The following is an 18,779-nucleotide window of genomic DNA, read 5'->3' as shown; positions in this document are numbered from 1 at the left end:
CAGGCCTGGTTATTGTTTACACTATTTAACCCAGGTTTCGATTAAGCGCCAAATCCGTTGCATAATAATCGGTTGGGCTTGGGCGTTGGGATGTAAGCCATCGTCTTGCATCATATCCGGTTCGAGCGCGATATCTTCAAGAAAAAACGGATCGAGTGGCACGTTATACTGCTCTGCAAGACGCGTATACACCCGTCCGAGGGCCGCATCATAGGCTGGGCCATAGTTGGTGGGCAAACGAATGCCGAGTAATAACACCTTGGCGCCGACTTGCTGGCTGTGTTCAATCATCCGTGCTAGGTTACGCTGGGTGACTTGAAGGTTTTGACCGCGTAAGGCATCATTGGCGCCCAGTTCGATGATAACATAGCGCGGTTGATGCTGTTTAAGCAGCGCGGGCAAGCGCTGCAGGCCACCGGAGGTGGTTTCACCACTTAAACTGCCGTTGACCAGCTGAATCGGCCGTCCGATTTCCTTAGTTTGTGCATCGAGTTTTTGTTGTAATAATGCAACCCAGCCTTGTTCGGTCGGCATACCGTAAGCGGCACTTAAACTGTCGCCCATCACCAAAAGTCGTGCCGAGTCAGACTGAGCAGAATAGACTGAAACCGAATGATTTAACAGCAAACCCATGATAACGAATGAAAAAATAAAAGCGAAACCCTTATGAACCCAACTTCGATCCCAACGTCCAACGCGGTACTGCAATTGAAAAATGTTCATTATCGTGTGTCCTCAGGTGATGATCAATTGGCTATCTTAAAAGGCTGCCAGCTAAATGTCGAGGCGTATGAAAGCTTAGCGATTGTGGGACGCTCGGGTTCAGGCAAATCCACCCTGCTTGCGCTGATGGCCGGTTTGGATTCGCCCACCGAAGGCGAAGTCCACTTGCTAGGGCAAAACCTCTCACCGATGTCTGAAGATCAACGCGCGCGGTTACGCGCAAAACAGGTGGGCTTTGTGTTTCAGAACTTTCAGCTCATGCCGGGCATGAATGCATTAGAAAACGTGATGATGCCGCTAGAATTATTTGGCATGACGCAGGCGCGTGAAAAAGCCACCGCCGCACTTGAAAAGGTGGGGCTCAGTCATCGACTTCATCATACCCCCCAAGCCCTGTCCGGTGGTGAACAACAACGTGTCGCGATTGCGCGCGCGATTGTCACCGAGCCAAAGATCTTGTTTGCCGATGAACCCACCGGCAACCTGGATGAAACCACCGCAGCGCAGGTGCAGCAGTTACTCTTCGATTTGCAACAGCAGACCACTTTGATTCTGGTTACCCACGACCGCCAGTTCGCCCAACGCTGCCAACGTCAAGTAACACTTGCGCAAGGCTTGCTGCAGGATGGCTTGCAATGAAGGCGTTAGTCAGCAACGTCTCCGTCTCCGCGCGTTGGTTTTGGCGCGGGTTTAAACGCGGTGATTGGCTCTGGCTTTGGTTAGCGGTAGTGATCGCCAGTGCCAGCGTCACGCTAGTTGAGCAATTGGCACAAACCGTTCACAAAAGTATGCTGACCAAAGCGGCAGAAAGCTTATCCGCCGACCTGGTACTCCGCTCTACCCGACCAATAGAGGCGAGTTGGCGTCAACAAGCCGAACAACAAGGCCTGCAAACCAGTTATCAAATCAGCTTTACCACCATGGCGATGCATAGCAACGAGCAAGAAGACAGCTTTCAAATGGTGTTGCTCAAAGGTATTGAGCCAAATTATCCGCTGCGCGGTCAACTCCTTACGGAACAAGGCCTGGATTTCAACCAACTCGACACTTCACAGGTATTAGCTGACCCCCAATTAATGGGCTTGCTAAACCTACAGGCGGGTCAGCGCCTAGCCTTGGGCAATGGTGAATTTACAGTCGCCGATTGGCTGAGTGGGCAAGATGTGTTTCAAGCGACCTTTAGTCAGTTTGCGCCCCAAGTCATCATGTCATTGGATCAAGTGCAACAGCTTGGGCTGATTGGTCCGGGCAGTCGCGTTAATTATGAACTCGGTCTGGCCGGTGACCTTCGCAGTATCGCCGCCTTTCAACAAACCCTTGAACAGCAAAACACGGCACATTGGCAAATTCAAAGCGCACGCGCACCCACCGATGATTTAGAGCGTGCGATGGATACCGCTTGGCTGTTTTTAGACCTCTCGGCCTTAGCTACCGTGCTCATTGCAGGCCTGGCGATTTTAATTGCCAGCCGTTTTTACCTTCAACGCTGGACGGCTTCGATGGCACTGATGCGCGCCTCCGGTGCCTCAAACCGACAGCTTAGCGGCCTGTTTGCGCTGCAACTGACCTATTTAGCGTTATTAGGCAGTGTATTGGGCGTGCTGGTGGGGCAAGGACTGTTTTATTTAGCCCGACCGCTGTTAGCTGAATATTTTGTGCCGCTGGTCATTCCGGGCTATGGCTCCGCGATTGCACTGGGGTTATTCAGTGGCACCCTCGCCCTTTGGACCTTTGCTTGGCCCGCCTTTCGGCAAGCGACCCAAGTGTCACCATTACGGGTGTTACGTCAAGCCGAAAACAAAACCAATTTCTTAGTATTAGTCGGTGTCAGCCTGTTATTGCTCATCACGTTAATGGGCTTATTGCTGAGTAACCGACTGTTAGTTTGGGCCATCCCTGCCTTGTTTATCAGCGCAGCCGTACTCTACGGATTAGCGCGTCTATTACTCATCGGGCTGCAACAGTTGCAACCTAGAACCCAAGGTTGGCTTCGACTTGCGCTGGCGGGACTGGCACGCTCGCCAGGCCTGGTGACGCTGCAGCTGATTTCACTCGGCTTGGTTATTTTTATTCTGGTCTTAATGACTTTTGTGCGCCAAGACCTGCTGCAAAGCTGGCAAGCATCTTTGCCGCAAGAGGCACCCAATACCTTTGTAATGAATATTCAACCTGATCAACAACCCGACTTTGAGCGCTTAATGACAGATTATCAGCTTGAAGCCGATTTAATCCCGATGGTGCGCGGACGCTTGGTTGAGGTGAATCAACACGCAATTCGCCCGCAAGATCAAACCGAAAACCGTGCGCGGCGCTTGCTGGAACGTGAGGCTAATATTGCGTTGCTCGATGCCCCGCCTAGTTATAACCTGATCACCGCAAAACTTGACCCAAACTTGCGCCAAGCGGCGATACCCTCGGTATCCGTAGAGGCGGAGATTGCCACACTGTTCGGCTTACAACTCGGTGATATTTTAACGTTTGATTTAATTGGTCAAAAGTTTGACTATCAAATCACAGGTTTTCGTGAGGTTGACTGGCAAAGCTTCCGACTCAACTTTTTCTTTGTACTCGAACCGCAAGCCGAACGCCAGTTACCGGTGACCTATATCACCAATTTCCGCTCAAGCTTGTCGCCGGAAGATACTAGCCAGTTGCGGCGCCAGTTAAACCAACAACTTGCCGGTGTGCTTTGGGTGGATGCGCGTGAAATGATTGCACAAATTCAACTGATTATGCAACAGGCTTCGATGGCAGTGAGTATTTTGTATCTGTTTACACTGGTGTCGAGTTTAATTGTTATTTTTACCGCCACCCGCGCCTCGCAACTGGGGCGACTTCGCAGTTGGTTGCTACTCAGAACGCTCGGTGCGCAACAGGGGGATATTGTTAAAATTGGCTTAACCGAATTTGTGTTAATTGGTTTGTTAGCCGGAGTCTTTGCCGCCAGTTTGGGACAAATCGCGAGTTTATTAATCGGCTATTTCTGGCTTGGCGTCAGCCCGCAATTGAACCCAACACTCTGGCTAGTTTCGATTAGCGCCAGTGTGATGTTATTACTCGCCATCGGCTGGCTCACCCAACGCCACCCGCTGCGCCAAACCCCAAAACAACTGCTCCAACAACTTCAAACCGACAGCTAAATTTTTATACACTTTGACAACTGGCACCAAAAAGCGGTACCATTAAAACCATGAAAAAAACGCACGTTAAAACTTTAGAACTCATATACCAGCGACCCAGCCCGAATGTTTCATGAATTTGTGCTGAGATTGCGCAGTGCATCGGTTTCACAAGGAAATTTTCGAAGAAGCGTCGTATCCATGATTACGGCCGACTGAGAAAATATTTCTTGTGGAATCAAGGAACAAGCAAGGTCGGTGCAAATTTGTGAAATATTCGGGCTATTAGCGCGAACATCAAATGGAAAGATATTGAGGCTCTGCTTATCGCTCTAGGCGCAGACGTAGAAGAACGTGAGGGATCACGCATCGGGGTGTTCTTATTTAACGAAGTACGCGTTTTTCATCGTCCACATCCTTCACCTAATACTGACAAAGGCGCGGTTGCAAGTGTGCGAAAATGGCTTGATAGCAAAGGAATAAAACCATGAAAAACTTACTTGAAATTGATGGCGTAAAAGCATTCATTGAATTCGACCCGGATATTGAGCTATTTCGTGGCGAGTTTATTGGCCTTAATGGCAGCGCTGATTTCTATGCAGAGGACATTGCTGGGCTTAAAAAAGAGGGCAAAGTTTCACTGGATGTATTTTATGCCATGTGTTCAGAAAAAGGTATAGAGCCTAAAAAGCACTATTCAGGTCGCTTTAATGTGCGCATTCCTTCACAATTACATGAGAAAATTGTGATGCACGCTCAATCTGAACACAAAAGCTTAAATCAATGGATTGAAGACACCCTTAAACAAAACCTTCAACAAGAAACAGCTTAATTATCTTTAGTTTGTGCTCAAAAATAAGTGATAAGCTGGGTTGTCTTGCTCTGAAATATAGGGGTATTTTAGGCAATCCAAATAAGCCTCAAAGTCGGCTTGTTGATTGCTTGGCACCTGAACACCGACCAAAACGCGACCATAGGCATCGGAGTGATTGCGATAATGGAATAAGCTAATATTCCATTCCTCACTCATCCGGCTTAAAAAATTCAACAGGGCACCTGGGCGCTCAGGAAATTCAAAGCGATACACCTTTTCATCCTGAATATCTTCCGCTCGACCGCCTACCATATGACGCAGGTGCAACTTCGCCATTTCATTATCAGACATATCTTCAACCTGATACCCCTTTTCACGCAAATCATCCAACAAACGGATTTGCTCGGCACGGCCGCCTTCGGTTTTTACACCGACAAAAACAATCGCTTCACGGGCGTCGGCATAACGATAATTAAACTCGGTAATTGCTCTACTCGCACCAAGGTCTTCACAAAACTGTTTAAAACTACCCGGCTGCTCTTTAATCTTAACCGCAAAAATCGCTTCACGTTTTTCACCGATTTCGGTACGTTCAGCAATATGATGCAACCGATCAAAATTCATATTCGCGCCACTGATAATCGCCGCCATTTCCAGTCCCGCGACACCGCGTTCAGCCACAAATTTTTTCAAGCCCGCGACCGCTAACGCGCCTGCAGGTTCAGCAATCGCGCGCGTGTCTTCAAATACATCCTTGATCGCCGCGCAAATCTCATCGGTTGAAACAGTCACCATCTCATCAACACAGGTTTGCGCAATTTCAAACGGCTTTTCGCCTACCTGGGCAACCGCTGCACCATCAGCAAACAAACCAACTTGTGCCAACTTGATCCGTTCACCGGCTTTTAATGCCTCTGTTAGGCAGGCGGCCTCTTCTGGTTCAACGCCGATAATTCGCGTTTTGGGCCAAACCTGTTTCAGCACCGCGCCAATGCCGGCAATCAAACCGCCGCCACCGACACAAACAAACACGATATCCAAGGGTTTAGGGTGTTGGCGCAGAATTTCCAATGCAATCGTACCTTGACCGGCTATCACATCGTCATCATCATACGGATGAATAAAACTATATTTATGCTCTCGCATGAGTTGCTGCGCATAGACCGAGGCTTCATCAAATGCCTCACCGTAGAGCACCACTTCCCCACCCAAACGGCGCACCGCATTAACCTTAATCGGTGGGGTGGTTTTTGGCATCACAATCGTCGCTTTAATCCCCATTTTACTGGCGGCTAACGCCACGCCTTGCGCATGGTTACCGGCTGACGCGGCAATCACGCCGGCTTGGCGCTGCGCCTCAGTCAGCGTCACCATCTTGGCATAGGCACCACGCAACTTAAACGAAAACACCGGCTGTAAGTCTTCGCGCTTAAACCACACCTTATTTTGCATCCTTGCTGATAACAAGGGGGCTAGCTCAAAAGGTGTTTCTTCTGCCACATCATACACCGGCACGGTTAACACTTTTTTCAAAATACGTTCAGGCATTCGGCTCTCTTTTGTTTAGTTTTGCCAGTAAGTCATTCAAAGGGATCTGACATTTCTCTGCGACATCTTTTGCCGACAGATTGAACTCGTGAATCATCAGCAGCGCTAATTTAAACTTACATCCATCTTTACACCACATTTTAACCCAAGGTTCTAACTGAGCAAACGTTCAATGAAGATATCTCTTAAGATACTTTATGAAACATTGATAAGACATACATTAAAATATATGTCACTGAAATTATTAACTTAAGAACATTGTAAGACTTTTTGTGTCATTCAATAGCTATAAACCTTCTAATCTAAGTTAATTATTACAACTTTACTACTAGCCATCTTCGTTTAAAGTTTAGCATTTTCGTTCTTCAAACTGGAGTTAACTAGAAATCAGCTTGGGTATATTTGAGCCAAACCTTTCGCGATATAAAGCATGTCTCGACAACTCGTTAAATACCTCACTGACCAGGCTTTACCTACACCCTATGTTGACACCCTTGCGATGGCACGCAGCGAAAACCGAACAACGCTATTTCCGAGAATCCAAGCGAAGGTACAACAGCTTGCCGTGATACAAGGCAAGAACAGGCCTTGGAAAAACAAGTGGAAGCGGCTGAATCATTGGAGGCACTGGAGACTATAACATGGTGATTTGCGCAATCAAGTCATGGGTGACGCGCGTTGCGGCATGGATGTCGCAAACCGTGGACCTCTGGATACTGTTTGGTCATCACGACCAAACGGTTTCTACGCGATGCTACATCAATCGTCACCGCAAAGGCTGGGGCTTGGCTAATCGAGCAATCAACCGCGCTTTTTTCTGGCAGGCCAATCACTGCTATGAGTCATACTTAGCAGACGTGCGATTTGCAAAAGAGATACTAAAGCATCAAGATGGCAGCGCAGTTTAAAAAAAGCCTGTGGATAACTTTTAATTTAAAACCGATTTAAACGGCAATTAAAGGCCGTTTTTTTATCACAAACCAAACGCCGCGCTACACAAATGGCACAAACAAAAAAGCCACTTATTACAGTGGCTTCTTGAATCAGCTTTAAATGTAGGATATTTAAGGCTTTTTATTGGTAGCGGGGGCAGGATTTGAACCTACGACCTTCGGGTTATGAGCCCGACGAGCTACCAGACTGCTCCACCCCGCGTTAATCTGATGTGCGTATTATACTCAAAAAAAGGTATGACGCAAGCTATTTAAGGATTATTTTTAAGTTTTAATTTTTCGCGTCTCTCTAGATACATTTTCAGGTTGTAACGATAGATAAAACCAGGAAAAGCAAAGATCATAAACAAGAACAGATTGACCACATAAAATTCCCATTCTTGAGGCGCAATATTACCCATTGCCGTTTTTTCTAATAAAAAAGCTAAACCACCCATGATTAAAAAATAAACAAACCACTCCAGTACGTTCACTACAAATGATTTTGTATTATTTAGCGGAATAAAAATAAAAATCCTATTCGCAAAAAACCAAGGAATGTTAGCCAAAACAATGGCTGTAAACAATAATACCCAAACAGCTTGATCTAAAGTCATATTCTACACCTGATTAAAAAGGCGCTATATAAGCGCCTTCTATAACAACTAAAAGAAGTTTAGTCTAAATTAATAAACTATTGTAAGCTACCGCCATTAACCATGCTGGCATCAACCCTAGCACTAATAATGATAACGAATAGACAGAAACAGCTACAGACATTTCACGGGTTGTAGGAGCAATATCATTTGCGTCTTCAGGCGCATCAAAATACATAACCTTAATAACGCGCAAATAATAGAATGCACCTGCTATTGCAGTAACAACACCAATAATGGCTAACCAAACAAAACCTGCTGCAATCACTTCCTCAAGAACTACCAACTTCGCATAGAAGCCAATAAACGGAGGAACACCCGCCATCGAAAACATTATGATTAACATCATAGCGGCTAACCAAGGATTACGCTGGTTTAAACCTGCAAAATCCTTTATTTGGTCAAATTCTAAACCTTTACGACTCAAGGCTAAAATCATGCCGAAAGCCGCAACACTGGTGATGGCATATACCAATACATAAAACATCGCTGCAGAGTAGCCTTCCGGTGTTGCAGCAATAAATCCAAGCAATAAAAAACCAATATGTGCTATACCAGAATAGGCTAAAAGACGCTTGAAATCAGTCTGTGCTAATGCAATAACTGTACCGACCACCATTGATAAAATCGACATAATAATTAACAACTGTTGCCAGTCAACAACTAGGCCTGGCATTCCATCAACTAAAAGACGATAAACAATTGCAAAAGCAGCAATTTTTGGAGCTGAAGCAATAAATAAAGTTACAGGTGTTGGTGAACCTTGATATACATCAGGCACCCACATGTGAAACGGAACTGCGCCCAGTTTGAAGCCAAGACCAATAACAATAAATACAACACCAAAAGCCAACACTGTTGAATTAGCCTTGCCTGCTTCGATGACTGCTTTAACTTCTGGAATAGTTAAGCTGCCTGTAGCACCATAGATCATTGAAAGACCGTAGAGCAACAAACCAGTGGCTAGTGCACCTAGTACAAAATATTTCATCGCAGCTTCGGTTGCTCTTGAAGAGTCGCGCTGCATGGCAATCATCGCATACATTGCAAGTGACATTATCTCCAGGCCAACGAACAAAGTGATAAAGTTATAGGCCGAAACCATAACAAACATACCCAAAATAGCGAATAAACCGAGTGTAAAAAATTCTCCCTTATAAAAATCATTATTGGTTAAATATTCTTTAGAAAACAAAAATACGCCAATAGAAACAATTACAATAAATATTTTTAGCACATCAGCAAAGGCATCACGTGCAAAGCTTTCATGGAAAGTGACTGTTGTTTCTGATGTAAAGCTAAACAGGATTAATAATCCTACAATCACCAAGCTCAATTGAGTAGCGTAATAGGTAGCATGTTTATACCGCTCAGACCAAAACGTATCTGCAATCAAGATAAATGAGGCCAAAGCTAACAACACTATTTCAGGAATAGCCGGGGCAAAATCAGGAATAACAAAATTCATAGTTTTAACTCACCTTATCTTTAGTATAGTTTTGATGTTGTAGCTTGAATCAATAGATTATCCACTGATGCATGCATTACTTCTAATAACGGGTTTGGCCACACACCCAACAATACAATAACAAATGCTAGTATCGACATAATGATGAACTCACGACGATTGAGATCTTGCAACTTAGCAACATTGTCATTTGCAACCTGCCCGAAGAATACACGTTTAATCATCCATAAAGTATAGGCGGCTCCAACAATCAATGTGGTTGCAGCTAAAATACCCCACCAAACATTGGCTTTAAACGCACTTAAAATAACCATAAACTCGCCAACAAAACCTGATGTACCTGGCAAACCTGCATTTGCCATTGCAAACAACACAGCAAAAAAACCGAACCAAGGCATGGTATTTACGACACCACCATAAGCGCCAATCTCTCGAGTATGCATTCGGTCATATAGCACTCCGATTGCTAAGAACATCGCACCAGAAATAAAACCATGCGAAATCATTTGAACCATCGCACCTTCCATACCAAGTGCTGCACCCTCTACAGAACCCGTTTCACGTACGATCGCATAGACGACGAACATACCTAAAGTTACAAATCCCATGTGTGCAATAGAAGAATAAGCTACCAGCTTTTTCATGTCCGATTGAATTAACGCAATAAAACCTATATATACGATAGCAATTAACGACAATACAATCACTAACAAATCAAGCGTCATCGCTGCATCAGGTGTAATAGGTAAACTAAAACGAACAAAACCATAGCCACCCATTTTTAACATAATCGCAGCCAGAACAACCGAACCTGCCGTTGGTGCTTCAACGTGCGCATCAGGTAACCAAGTATGTACAGGAAACATAGGAATTTTTACCGCAAAAGCGATCAAAAACGCAAGGAAGATCAAAATCTGAGCGGTCATACCAATCGGCATACTATGGAAGTCGAGGATCGAGAAGCTTCCACTTTGAAAATACATGTACAAAAACGCAACCAACATAAATACCGAACCCAGAAAGGTATAAAGGAAAAACTTAATGGTTGCGTAAACACGTTTGGGTCCACCCCAAACACCAATAACAATAAACATTGGGATCAACAGAGCTTCCCAAAATACATAAAACAAGATTGAATCAAGCGCAGCAAACACGCCAATCATCAAACCCTGCATTATCATAAACGCGCCCATATATTGTTCTACTCGCACTTTTATCACAGACCAGGCAGAAGCAATGACTAGTATCTGAGTAAAGGTAGTTAACAAAATAAGTGGCATAGAAAGACCATCAACACCTAAGAAATATTCTATGTTGTATTGAGGAATCCAGCTTAAACGCTCGACAAACTGCATCGCTGAAGTAGTCGTATCGAATGCAAAATAAAGTGGTAGCGACAGTACGAATGTTAAAATCGCACCACCGAGTGAAAACCACTTGGCAAACGCAGGATTATTGCGCCCAGCAAACAGCACAATAAAACCAACGATGATCGGTAACCAAATCAATGTACTAAGTATTGGATAGCCTAAAGACATGTAATCGTTTTCCTTTTCTTATTATGCTCTTAATTACCAAAGCGCCCAGATGAGTAAGCCCAAGAGTCCAAAAATCATCACGAAGGCATAGTGATACATATACCCAGTTTGAGATTCACGCATCATTTTGGCTAAAGATGCAACCTTATTAACTGTGCCGTTAACAATACCTGTATCTATTACACGCATATCAACCGACTTCCACAAGAAATGACCTAGGCGAATCGAACCATTTACAAAAACAATGTCATTTAGGCGATCAAATCCATAGGCATTTTGTAGGACATAGTTACCTCTTGTGCATTTACTGCTAATCCACGCTGGAATATCAGGACGCTTCATATAAAAGAACCAAGCCAAAGCGACACCCGCAAAAGCAAGCCATACCGGCACAGACATAAAGCCATGCAAAATAAAACCAACTATACCATCGTAATACTTGTCATAGACAGCTGCTAATACATCCTGCTCAGGTAACACATGGATTGCATCAGAGAAATAACTACCTGAAAGAATAGGTTGGATCATAAACAGGCCTAAAAACACAGACGGAATCGCTAACAAAATTAGCGGAATCGTAACAACCTTTGGTGACTCATGTATTTTATGTGACTTAACATACTCGCTTTCTTCTCCATGAAAGACCAAGAAGAACATACGGAAGCTATAGAATGCCGTAACAAAAACACCCATCAACAGTAATGTATAGGCAAAGCTTGATCCAGCTATATCACTTTCACCGACTGCAAGTAATATTGAATCCTTAGAGAAGAATCCGGCGAAGCCTGGGAAGCCAATTAAAGCAAGTGATCCCAATAACAGCGCCCAATAGGTTATTGGCATATGCTTTTTAAGGCCACCCATTTGGCGTATATCCTGGATATGGTGCATAGCTATAATAACGGAACCTGCTGCTAAGAACAAAAGCGCTTTAAAGAATGCATGTGTTAACACATGGAACATACTAGCTGCATAGGCAGATGCACCCAAGGCAGCAGTCATGTAACCTAACTGCGATAAAGTTGAATAAGCGACAACACGTTTAATATCATTTTGAATAATGCCCAACAAGCCCATCATGAACGCAGTCAAGGCACCCACAACGAGAATAAATTGTAATGCAGCTTCAGACATTTCGTAAGCAGGAGATAAACGTGCAACCATGAAAATGCCTGCTGTAACCATTGTCGCAGCATGGATTAATGCAGAAATCGGTGTTGGACCTTCCATTGACTCAGGTAACCAAACATGAAGCGGCATCTGAGCTGATTTACCCATCGCACCAATGAAAAGAAGGATAACCATCACTGTGATCACCGACCACTCTACACCTGGAATAAATGAAATCATGGTGTGCTCGTGCTCAGATAACTTATCAAAGAATTCCTGGTAGTCCATCGTACCGAAATACACAAACACCATAGCAATACCTAAGATAAAGCCAAAATCACCGACTCGGTTAACAAGGAATGCTTTTAAATTTGCCGTCACAGCTGACTCACGTTTCATATAGAAACCAATCAGTAAGTAAGATACTAAACCTACCGCTTCCCATCCGAAGAACAACTGTAAGAAGTTGTTAGCCATAACCAATGACAACATTGAGAAGGTAAATAATGAAAGATAGCTAAAGAAACGTTGATAGTAAGGATTGTCGTGATCATAGTCTTCATCATGATCCATATAACCAATGGTATAAATATGCACCATAAGCGACACAAAGGTAACTACGAGCATCATCGTAGCCGTTAAACTGTCTATCAAAAACCCAATTTCAAAGCGAATACCATCACTTACCATCCAAGTATATAGAGCTGCATTGTAGGTATCCGCACCATTGAAGATGTATTGATAAAATACATAAACAGATAAAATGGTAGACAATGCAACGCTACCAATCGTAACACTATGCGCGCCTTTACGACCGATTTGTCGTCCAAATAAACCCGCAGCCGCAGCGCCAAAAAGTGGAGCTAACATAATAATGGTAAGAATTAAATGTAAATTGCTCATAATACCCTACCCCTTCAATGAACCAAGATCATCAACATTGATGCTCTTACGATTTCGGAATACGAGAACAATAATGGCCAAGCCAATCGCTGCCTCAGCCGCAGCAACGGTCAAGATAAAGAAAACAAAAATCTGACCAGAAATATCATTCAAGAAGTATGAAAAAGCTACTAGATTTGTATTTACAGCCAATAACATTAACTCTATAGACATCAGTAAAATAATCACATTCTTACGATTTAAGAAAATACCCGCCATACTCAGAGTGAAGAGTATCGCACTAAAAATTAAATAATCCGACAGTGCAACCATTACTCATCCTCCTCTTTTTTGTTCTCTACGGGCTTTTCTTTAACTGGCTGCATCTTAACCATTTCAAAACGATCACATGCCTGAGTTTTAACCTGCTTATCAATATTCTGATATTTAACTTCATGCGGGGCACGTCGACGTATTGTTAACGCTATAGCAGCAATAATACCGACTAATAGTAAGACCGCAGCAAGAATAAAAGCATAAGCATGAACTGTATAGAGCTGCATACCTAACACGGCAGTATTGCTGTAGTCTGCATCAAACCTTACAGGTTCACCTGTAACGTCCAAACCAAAGTTACTCGGCCCAAGCACCATATACATCAACGCAAATATACCTAGAGCTGCTAGCACACCGATTGGCAAATATCGAATAAACCCCTCTTTCAACTTGACTAGGTTAATATCAAGCATCATAACGACGAAAAGAAAAAGTACCATTACCGCACCAGCATAAACCAAGATCAGTACTATACCCAAAAATTCAGCTTGCGCCGTTATCCATACGCCAGCTGTCGCGATAAAGGCTAGCACCAACCAAAGTGCTGCCTTTACAGGGTTATTAACTGAAATCATCATCAGTGACGATATCACTGCAATGGCGGCCAGTATATAAAAAACAAGTTGTTCAAAAGTCATAAAACCAGGTTCCTAAATAGGGTTAGCGATATTTAGCATCTGCAGCTCGATCTGCTGCGATCTGTGCTTCATGTTTATCGCCAAAGGCCAATAATTTATCCTTGGTGATGATATTTTCACCGCGCTGATGAAACTCATACTCAAAAATACGCGTCTCAACTACCGCATCTACTGGGCATGCCTCTTCACAAAAACCACAGTAAATACACTTGAACATATCAATATCATAACGTGTTGTTCGGCGTGAACCATCATCTCGCTCTTCAGCCTCAATGGTAATCGCATTCGCAGGACATACTGCCTCACATAACTTACAAGCAATACAGCGTTCCTCTCCGTTTGCATAGCGCCTTAGGGCATGATGACCACGAAAACGTGGAGACAACGGGGTTTTTTCTTCAGGATACCTAACCGTAATTTTCTTTTTGAAAAAGTATTTTCCAGTAACGGCTAAACCTTTAAATAGTTCGGTAAGACCAAAAGTCTTAACTTGATGTTTAATAAATCCAATCATGTCTCACCTCTATCAATTAAACCAAGGACCAATGCTAAAGTAGTGCATTACACCGACAACAAATACCCAAACAATGGTTAAAGGAATTAGCACTTTCCAACCTAGGCGCATTAATTGGTCATAGCGATAACGTGGGAAAGTTGCTCTAAACCAAAGGAATAAGAATAAAAGAAAAGCAACTTTCAAAAATAGCCAAATAAACCCTGGAATCCAAGCGGTTAGTGGGTCAAGTAAAGGAATGTTTTCGAACGGTGAATACCATCCACCAAGAAACATGATAGCAGTCATGAATGAAATAAGAACCATCATTGCATATTCCGCCAACATAAATACACCAAAGCCCATTGAAGAATATTCAACGTGGAATCCAGCAACAATTTCAGCTTCACCCTCTACCACGTCAAACGGAGTACGGTTAGTTTCTGCTAAACCTGATATGAAATAAACTGCTAACATTGGCAACAACGGGATCCAATACCAATTCCAAAAACCACCCTGCTGTCCATGTACAATTTCCGTTAGGTTCATACTCCCTGCCACCATAAGAACAGTAACAAGAGCAAACCCCATTGCAATTTCATACGAAACCTTTTGTGCTGATGCTCTCAACGCTCCCAAGAAAGCGTATTTTGAATTCGAAGCCCAACCCGCTATGATTACGCCATAAACAACAATGGATGAAACGGCTAATACATACATAACCCCAACATTAATATCAGAAACAACCGCTCCTTCATCAAAAGGTATAACAGCCCAAGCTGCCACTACGGGTGCAAGGGCTAATACCGGCGCAACAACAAACAAAAATAAATTGGATTGTTGAGGACGAATAAATTCCTTCATAATCAGCTTTAGAGCATCTGCAAAAGGCTGTAATATGCCATATGGCCCTACACGATTAGGACCCATACGTACCTGCATAAAGCCAATTACTTTACGTTCAGCTAAGGTTAAAAAAGCTACTGCAATCATTATAGGTAAGACAACAATAACAACTTGCAGCACCAAGGTAATCAAAATAGCCAACCAATCCCATAAGAAAATGCTTAGCCAGCCCTGTAAAGCATTAAACATAACTATTTTCCTTTAATTAGATTGATTGCTAATTCGTGCATCAGGCGTAGCCTGCAGTGAAATTGAACGTCTAACGAGCGGATCAATTGAATAGCAGCCAATTAATTTAGGTACCGATTTAACTAGCTTAGTCAAATCAACTTCATCGGAACCGAAATCATTTCTAGATACCTGAAGATTCAGTGATTTTATTTCTGCCAAAATTTCAGGGGTATTAACATAATCAAAACCTTCTAAATCTAGCATATTACCTAATACACGCAAAACTTTCCAAAGTGGCTTAGCCTCTCCTTTGGCGTTAGCTAACAACTTAAAACTCTGCCACTCTTGGTGAATGTTTACTAGGGTACCCGCGTTTTCTGCAAACAAGGCCATAGGTAGCATTACATCAGCGTAGTTGCGCTGCAGCGCGGAATCAAACGCGGTAAAGTTAATCACTAATTCAGCTTTATACATTGCATCAAGTGCCTGATTAGATAACAAGCAATCAGCTTCAGGTTCTATGCCAATATTTATAAAAACTTTTCTACCCTCAGACAACCAACTTGTTAAATCTGATGACTTTCTGTCTAAAAGTAAATTAGCACCGACTGTATTTGAAAAGCCTGGCAAATCACTAAAAGACGATCCAGTCACTTTCGCTAACTGAACCCCTAATTGCTGCAATAACGCATAGTTATCATCGGCTTGAGCAATTAAGCCAAGCATAATGCTCGATTTATCACCTTCAATCAAAGATCTTGCAATTACACGATGCTGATCATTAGTTTCAACTGAATTTAACCAGGCCTGCTCGTCTTTTTTAGCTATCTCATAAGCAGCCTTTAAAACACCCGCTAATTCAGCTGCTAAATGTTCAGTATCCACTTTGTGTGATATGCAAACGTTATAGTCTAATCCTTCAGGATTAATAATATTAACCTCACATCCTGACAACTGTGCCTTGCGGATGCGATGATTAAGCAATGGAATGTCCTTTCGAAGGTGTGCCCCAACAATTAAAACTGTATTTAAATCCTCAACCTCAGACAGGCACATATCTAATTTTTGATTTATGCCAAATGCGTCTGCTGAAAAATCTTTTTGATATAAACGGTGTTCAATATTCGTTATATTTAGAGCTGAGGCTAACTTCCGTAGAAGATAAATCTCTTCCAATGTAGAGTTTGGGGATAACAAAATAGCGATATCATCTGGGTTATCGAGATAGGGCTTTAGCTTTTCAATGGTTTTTTCCAGAGCTAAGGTCCAGTCCATAGATTGCCAATTACCCTCAAGCTTAACACTTGGCTGTTTCAATCTATCTTCAGCGTTTAATGCATCACAAGAGAAACGGTCACGATCAGAAATCCAAGTTTCATTCACCGCTTCGTTTTCACGAGGAACCACACGCATAACCTCACCATTACGGGTGTGAACAAACAGATTCGATCCAATACTATCATGAGGTGCAATGGTAGGATGGGCACTTAATTCCCACGAGCGTGCTTTATAACGGAATGGTTTGTTGGTAAGTGCTCCAACTGGGCACAGATCAATCATGTTTCCAGAAAGTTCCGAGTCAATTGACTTTTCAATGTAGGTACCAATCTCCATCCACTCACTACGACCTGTTGCGCCGAGCTCTTTCAGGCCTGCAATTTCTTGGCCAAACCTAACACAGCGAGTGCAATGAATGCAGCGTGTCATGTCAGTTTGAATCAAAGATCCTACGTTACGATCACCGACGATGCGTTTTGCTTCTGAGTAGCGAGAAACATCATCACCATAATCCATCGCAACATCTTGTAATTCGCACTCTCCGCCCTGATCACATATTGGACAATCTAAAGGGTGGTTAATCAGTAAGAACTCCATCACTGCTTTCTGAGCAGCAATTGCCTTTGGCGACTTAGTATTGACCTTCATGCCATCTGTTACTGGAGTCGCACAAGCAGGAACGGCTTTCCATGCCCCTTCAACATCAACTAAACACATACGACAATTGGCTGCAATTGAAAGTTTCTTGTGATAACAAAAACGAGGTATAGAAATAGCAGCACTATCGGCAACATCAATAAGCATATCACCTTCACGCGCTTCTACAACCTGACCATTAATCTCGACTTTAACCATAATTAATTAACCTAATATTCATCGCTTATCATCAAGCGCGGTCGAAAATACTGCATCCGTGATCAATATAATGACGGAATTCATGTTCAAAATGTTGCAAGAAGCTTGCTACCGGGATCGCCGCAGCATCTCCTAACCCACAAATAACGCGTCCTGTAATTTTGCCGGACACATCTTTGAGTGTTTCAATATCTTCTGGTCGGCCCTTCCCTTGACGTATACGCTTAACAACACGATACATCCATCCAGTCCCTTCACGACAAGGAGTACATTGACCGCAAGATTCATCATAATAGAACCAAGTTAGGCGTTCTAAGGATTTAACCATATCCGTCTGATCATCCATCACGATAACGGATCCGGCACCTAAAAAAGAGCCGGCTTTAGCAATTGAGTCATAGTCCATATTCATCGCTAAAGCTTTATCCGCAGGCAACACCGCAGTTGAAGATCCACCGGGAATGACGGCTTTTAACTGTCGACCCTTCCATACCCCACCGGCAAGATCAAGTAGATCTTTAAATGGCGTACCCATAGGAATTTCGTAATTTGCTGGCTTTTCAAGATGCCCCGACATAGAAAAAAGCTTAGTGCCCCCCGCACCAGGAACACCTAATTTAGAAAACCAGTCTCCACCTTTGGCAAGTATCATTGGAATAGATGCCAAGGTTTCAGTGTTATTGATCGTAGTCGGTTTACCATATAAGCCATAGCTTGCAGGGAAAGGAGGTTTAAATCTTGGTTGACCTTTTTTGCCTTCTATTGACTCAAGTAGTGCAGTTTCTTCACCGCAAATATAAGCACCCGCACCCTGATGTGTATTTAGATCAAAATCCCAACCCGAACCCATGATATTTTTACCCAACATCCCAGCATCACGAGCTTGCATAATGGCACGAGTAAAACGATCATAAGGCTCCCAGAACTCTCCTCGGATGTAGTTGTAGCCAACGCTTGCACCAATTACGTAACCAGCGATAGCCATACCCTCAATAAGTTGATGTGGGTTATAACGCATGATATCTCGGTCTTTACAGGTACCTGGCTCACTCTCGTCGGAATTACATACAATATATTTTTGACCAGGTGAATGTCGGTTCATAAAGCTCCATTTCAAACCTGTAGGAAAACCAGCACCACCACGACCTCTTAAATTGGATACTTTAACTTCATCGATAATTTCTTGTGGACTTAACTCTCCGGCTAAAACTTGCTTCCATACCTGGTAACCACCCTGTGAAATATAAGTCTCGATATCCCAAGAGTTTTCTAAATGATTATTACGGTAACAACATAAATTTAATTCAACCAT

General features: G+C 43.2%; 17 protein-coding genes and 1 tRNA gene. 5 read left to right on the top strand and 13 right to left on the bottom strand.

Features of this window, described 5'->3' with window-relative positions; all coding sequences use genetic code 11:
* Positions 1–21: 21 nt before the first annotated feature.
* The gene (locus JX580_RS03005) at positions 22–723 is read right to left on the bottom strand and encodes an arylesterase (protein ID WP_248851318.1); all 702 of its coding nucleotides are present in this window, start codon (positions 721–723) and stop codon (positions 22–24) included.
* Here JX580_RS03005 and JX580_RS03000 point away from each other — a divergent pair.
* From JX580_RS03000 to JX580_RS02990, 4 genes are all read left to right on the top strand, one after another.
* Positions 667–1,362: an ABC transporter ATP-binding protein gene (locus tag JX580_RS03000; RefSeq protein ID WP_248851317.1), complete on the top strand. Its 696-nt coding sequence runs from the start codon at positions 667–669 to the stop codon at positions 1,360–1,362. The genes JX580_RS03005 and JX580_RS03000 overlap by 57 nt on opposite strands.
* On the top strand, positions 1,359–3,863 hold the full coding sequence (locus JX580_RS02995) for an ABC transporter permease (RefSeq protein WP_248851316.1): 2,505 nt from the start codon (positions 1,359–1,361) through the stop codon (positions 3,861–3,863). Before JX580_RS03000 ends, JX580_RS02995 begins: the two co-directional genes overlap by 4 nt.
* A 254-nt stretch (positions 3,864–4,117) precedes the next feature.
* Positions 4,118–4,333: a type II toxin-antitoxin system HicA family toxin gene (locus tag JX580_RS11960; RefSeq protein WP_432758400.1), complete on the top strand. Its 216-nt coding sequence runs from the start codon at positions 4,118–4,120 to the stop codon at positions 4,331–4,333.
* Positions 4,330–4,674, top strand: a complete 345-nt coding sequence (locus JX580_RS02990) for a type II toxin-antitoxin system HicB family antitoxin (RefSeq protein WP_248851315.1) — start codon at positions 4,330–4,332, stop codon at positions 4,672–4,674. The genes JX580_RS11960 and JX580_RS02990 overlap by 4 nt, the downstream gene beginning before the upstream one ends.
* A gap of 6 nt (positions 4,675–4,680) precedes the next feature.
* Here the strand turns inward: JX580_RS02990 and ilvA are convergent, their stop codons facing one another.
* On the bottom strand, positions 4,681–6,204 hold the full coding sequence (gene ilvA, locus JX580_RS02985; RefSeq protein ID WP_248851314.1) for a threonine ammonia-lyase, biosynthetic: 1,524 nt from the start codon (positions 6,202–6,204) through the stop codon (positions 4,681–4,683).
* Between the two features lie 430 nt (positions 6,205–6,634).
* On the opposite strand from ilvA, the gene JX580_RS02980 reads away from it, so the two are divergent.
* The gene (locus JX580_RS02980) at positions 6,635–6,844 is read left to right on the top strand and encodes a hypothetical protein (RefSeq protein ID WP_248851313.1); all 210 of its coding nucleotides are present in this window, start codon (positions 6,635–6,637) and stop codon (positions 6,842–6,844) included.
* Between the two features lie 438 nt (positions 6,845–7,282).
* Here the strand turns inward: JX580_RS02980 and JX580_RS02975 are convergent.
* From JX580_RS02975 to nuoF, 11 genes are all read right to left on the bottom strand, one after another.
* Positions 7,283–7,359: transfer RNA gene (locus tag JX580_RS02975), tRNA-Met, on the bottom strand.
* A gap of 49 nt (positions 7,360–7,408) precedes the next feature.
* Positions 7,409–7,753 (bottom strand): DUF2818 family protein, encoded by a 345-nt coding sequence (locus JX580_RS02970; protein ID WP_248851312.1) that lies wholly within the window; start codon positions 7,751–7,753, stop codon positions 7,409–7,411.
* Between the two features lie 64 nt (positions 7,754–7,817).
* Complete coding sequence (nuoN, locus tag JX580_RS02965) at positions 7,818–9,260, bottom strand: NADH-quinone oxidoreductase subunit NuoN (RefSeq protein WP_248851311.1); 1,443 nt, start codon at positions 9,258–9,260, stop codon at positions 7,818–7,820.
* Between the two features lie 20 nt (positions 9,261–9,280).
* The gene (locus tag JX580_RS02960; RefSeq protein ID WP_248851310.1) at positions 9,281–10,798 is read right to left on the bottom strand and encodes an NADH-quinone oxidoreductase subunit M; all 1,518 of its coding nucleotides are present in this window, start codon (positions 10,796–10,798) and stop codon (positions 9,281–9,283) included.
* 33 nt (positions 10,799–10,831) lie between these two features.
* On the bottom strand, positions 10,832–12,811 hold the full coding sequence (gene nuoL / locus JX580_RS02955) for an NADH-quinone oxidoreductase subunit L (protein WP_248851309.1): 1,980 nt from the start codon (positions 12,809–12,811) through the stop codon (positions 10,832–10,834).
* A 6-nt stretch (positions 12,812–12,817) separates the two neighbouring features.
* Complete coding sequence (gene nuoK, locus JX580_RS02950) at positions 12,818–13,123, bottom strand: NADH-quinone oxidoreductase subunit NuoK (protein WP_044407399.1); 306 nt, start codon at positions 13,121–13,123, stop codon at positions 12,818–12,820.
* On the bottom strand, positions 13,123–13,764 hold the full coding sequence (locus JX580_RS02945; protein ID WP_248851308.1) for an NADH-quinone oxidoreductase subunit J: 642 nt from the start codon (positions 13,762–13,764) through the stop codon (positions 13,123–13,125). The genes nuoK and JX580_RS02945 overlap by 1 nt, the downstream gene beginning before the upstream one ends.
* Positions 13,765–13,786: 22 nt before the next feature.
* Positions 13,787–14,278, bottom strand: coding sequence for an NADH-quinone oxidoreductase subunit NuoI (gene nuoI, locus JX580_RS02940; protein WP_248851307.1), 492 nt, complete (start codon positions 14,276–14,278; stop codon positions 13,787–13,789).
* 12 nt (positions 14,279–14,290) lie between these two features.
* A complete protein-coding gene (nuoH, locus tag JX580_RS02935; protein ID WP_248851306.1) occupies positions 14,291–15,352 on the bottom strand; it encodes an NADH-quinone oxidoreductase subunit NuoH in 1,062 nt (353 codons plus the stop codon).
* A gap of 12 nt (positions 15,353–15,364) precedes the next feature.
* Positions 15,365–17,467: an NADH-quinone oxidoreductase subunit NuoG gene (gene nuoG / locus JX580_RS02930; protein ID WP_248851305.1), complete on the bottom strand. Its 2,103-nt coding sequence runs from the start codon at positions 17,465–17,467 to the stop codon at positions 15,365–15,367.
* Positions 17,468–17,498: 31 nt separating this feature from the next.
* Positions 17,499–18,779 (bottom strand): NADH-quinone oxidoreductase subunit NuoF, encoded by a 1,281-nt coding sequence (gene nuoF / locus JX580_RS02925; RefSeq protein WP_248851873.1) that lies wholly within the window; start codon positions 18,777–18,779, stop codon positions 17,499–17,501.

The organism is Thiomicrospira microaerophila, assembly GCF_023278225.1.
Taxonomy (GTDB): Bacteria; Pseudomonadota; Gammaproteobacteria; order Thiomicrospirales; family Thiomicrospiraceae; genus Thiomicrospira; species Thiomicrospira microaerophila_A.
Note: the sequence above shows the minus strand (reverse complement) of the source record. Positions and strands in the feature narration are given on the sequence as shown.

Excerpts from the sequence above, each read along its gene's own strand:
- JX580_RS02995 (WP_248851316.1), top strand. The coding sequence starts at position 1,359 with ATGAAGGCGTTAGTCAGCAACGTCTCCGTCTCCGCGCGTTGGTTTTGG.
- nuoK (WP_044407399.1), bottom strand. The coding sequence starts at position 13,123 with ATGGTTGCACTGTCGGATTATTTAATTTTTAGTGCGATACTCTTCACT.
- JX580_RS02990 (WP_248851315.1), top strand. The coding sequence starts at position 4,330 with ATGAAAAACTTACTTGAAATTGATGGCGTAAAAGCATTCATTGAATTC.
- JX580_RS02945 (WP_248851308.1), bottom strand. The coding sequence starts at position 13,764 with ATGACTTTTGAACAACTTGTTTTTTATATACTGGCCGCCATTGCAGTG.
- nuoG (WP_248851305.1), bottom strand. The coding sequence starts at position 17,467 with ATGGTTAAAGTCGAGATTAATGGTCAGGTTGTAGAAGCGCGTGAAGGT.
- ilvA (WP_248851314.1), bottom strand. The coding sequence starts at position 6,204 with ATGCCTGAACGTATTTTGAAAAAAGTGTTAACCGTGCCGGTGTATGAT.
- JX580_RS02960 (WP_248851310.1), bottom strand. The coding sequence starts at position 10,798 with ATGTCTTTAGGCTATCCAATACTTAGTACATTGATTTGGTTACCGATC.
- JX580_RS03005 (WP_248851318.1), bottom strand. The coding sequence starts at position 723 with ATGAACATTTTTCAATTGCAGTACCGCGTTGGACGTTGGGATCGAAGT.
- JX580_RS03000 (WP_248851317.1), top strand. The coding sequence starts at position 667 with ATGAACCCAACTTCGATCCCAACGTCCAACGCGGTACTGCAATTGAAA.
- nuoL (WP_248851309.1), bottom strand. The coding sequence starts at position 12,811 with ATGAGCAATTTACATTTAATTCTTACCATTATTATGTTAGCTCCACTT.
- JX580_RS02980 (WP_248851313.1), top strand. The coding sequence starts at position 6,635 with ATGTCTCGACAACTCGTTAAATACCTCACTGACCAGGCTTTACCTACA.
- nuoH (WP_248851306.1), bottom strand. The coding sequence starts at position 15,352 with ATGTTTAATGCTTTACAGGGCTGGCTAAGCATTTTCTTATGGGATTGG.
- nuoN (WP_248851311.1), bottom strand. The coding sequence starts at position 9,260 with ATGAATTTTGTTATTCCTGATTTTGCCCCGGCTATTCCTGAAATAGTG.
- JX580_RS02970 (WP_248851312.1), bottom strand. The coding sequence starts at position 7,753 with ATGACTTTAGATCAAGCTGTTTGGGTATTATTGTTTACAGCCATTGTT.
- nuoI (WP_248851307.1), bottom strand. The coding sequence starts at position 14,278 with ATGATTGGATTTATTAAACATCAAGTTAAGACTTTTGGTCTTACCGAA.
- nuoF (WP_248851873.1), bottom strand. The coding sequence starts at position 18,779 with ATGGTTGAATTAAATTTATGTTGTTACCGTAATAATCATTTAGAAAAC.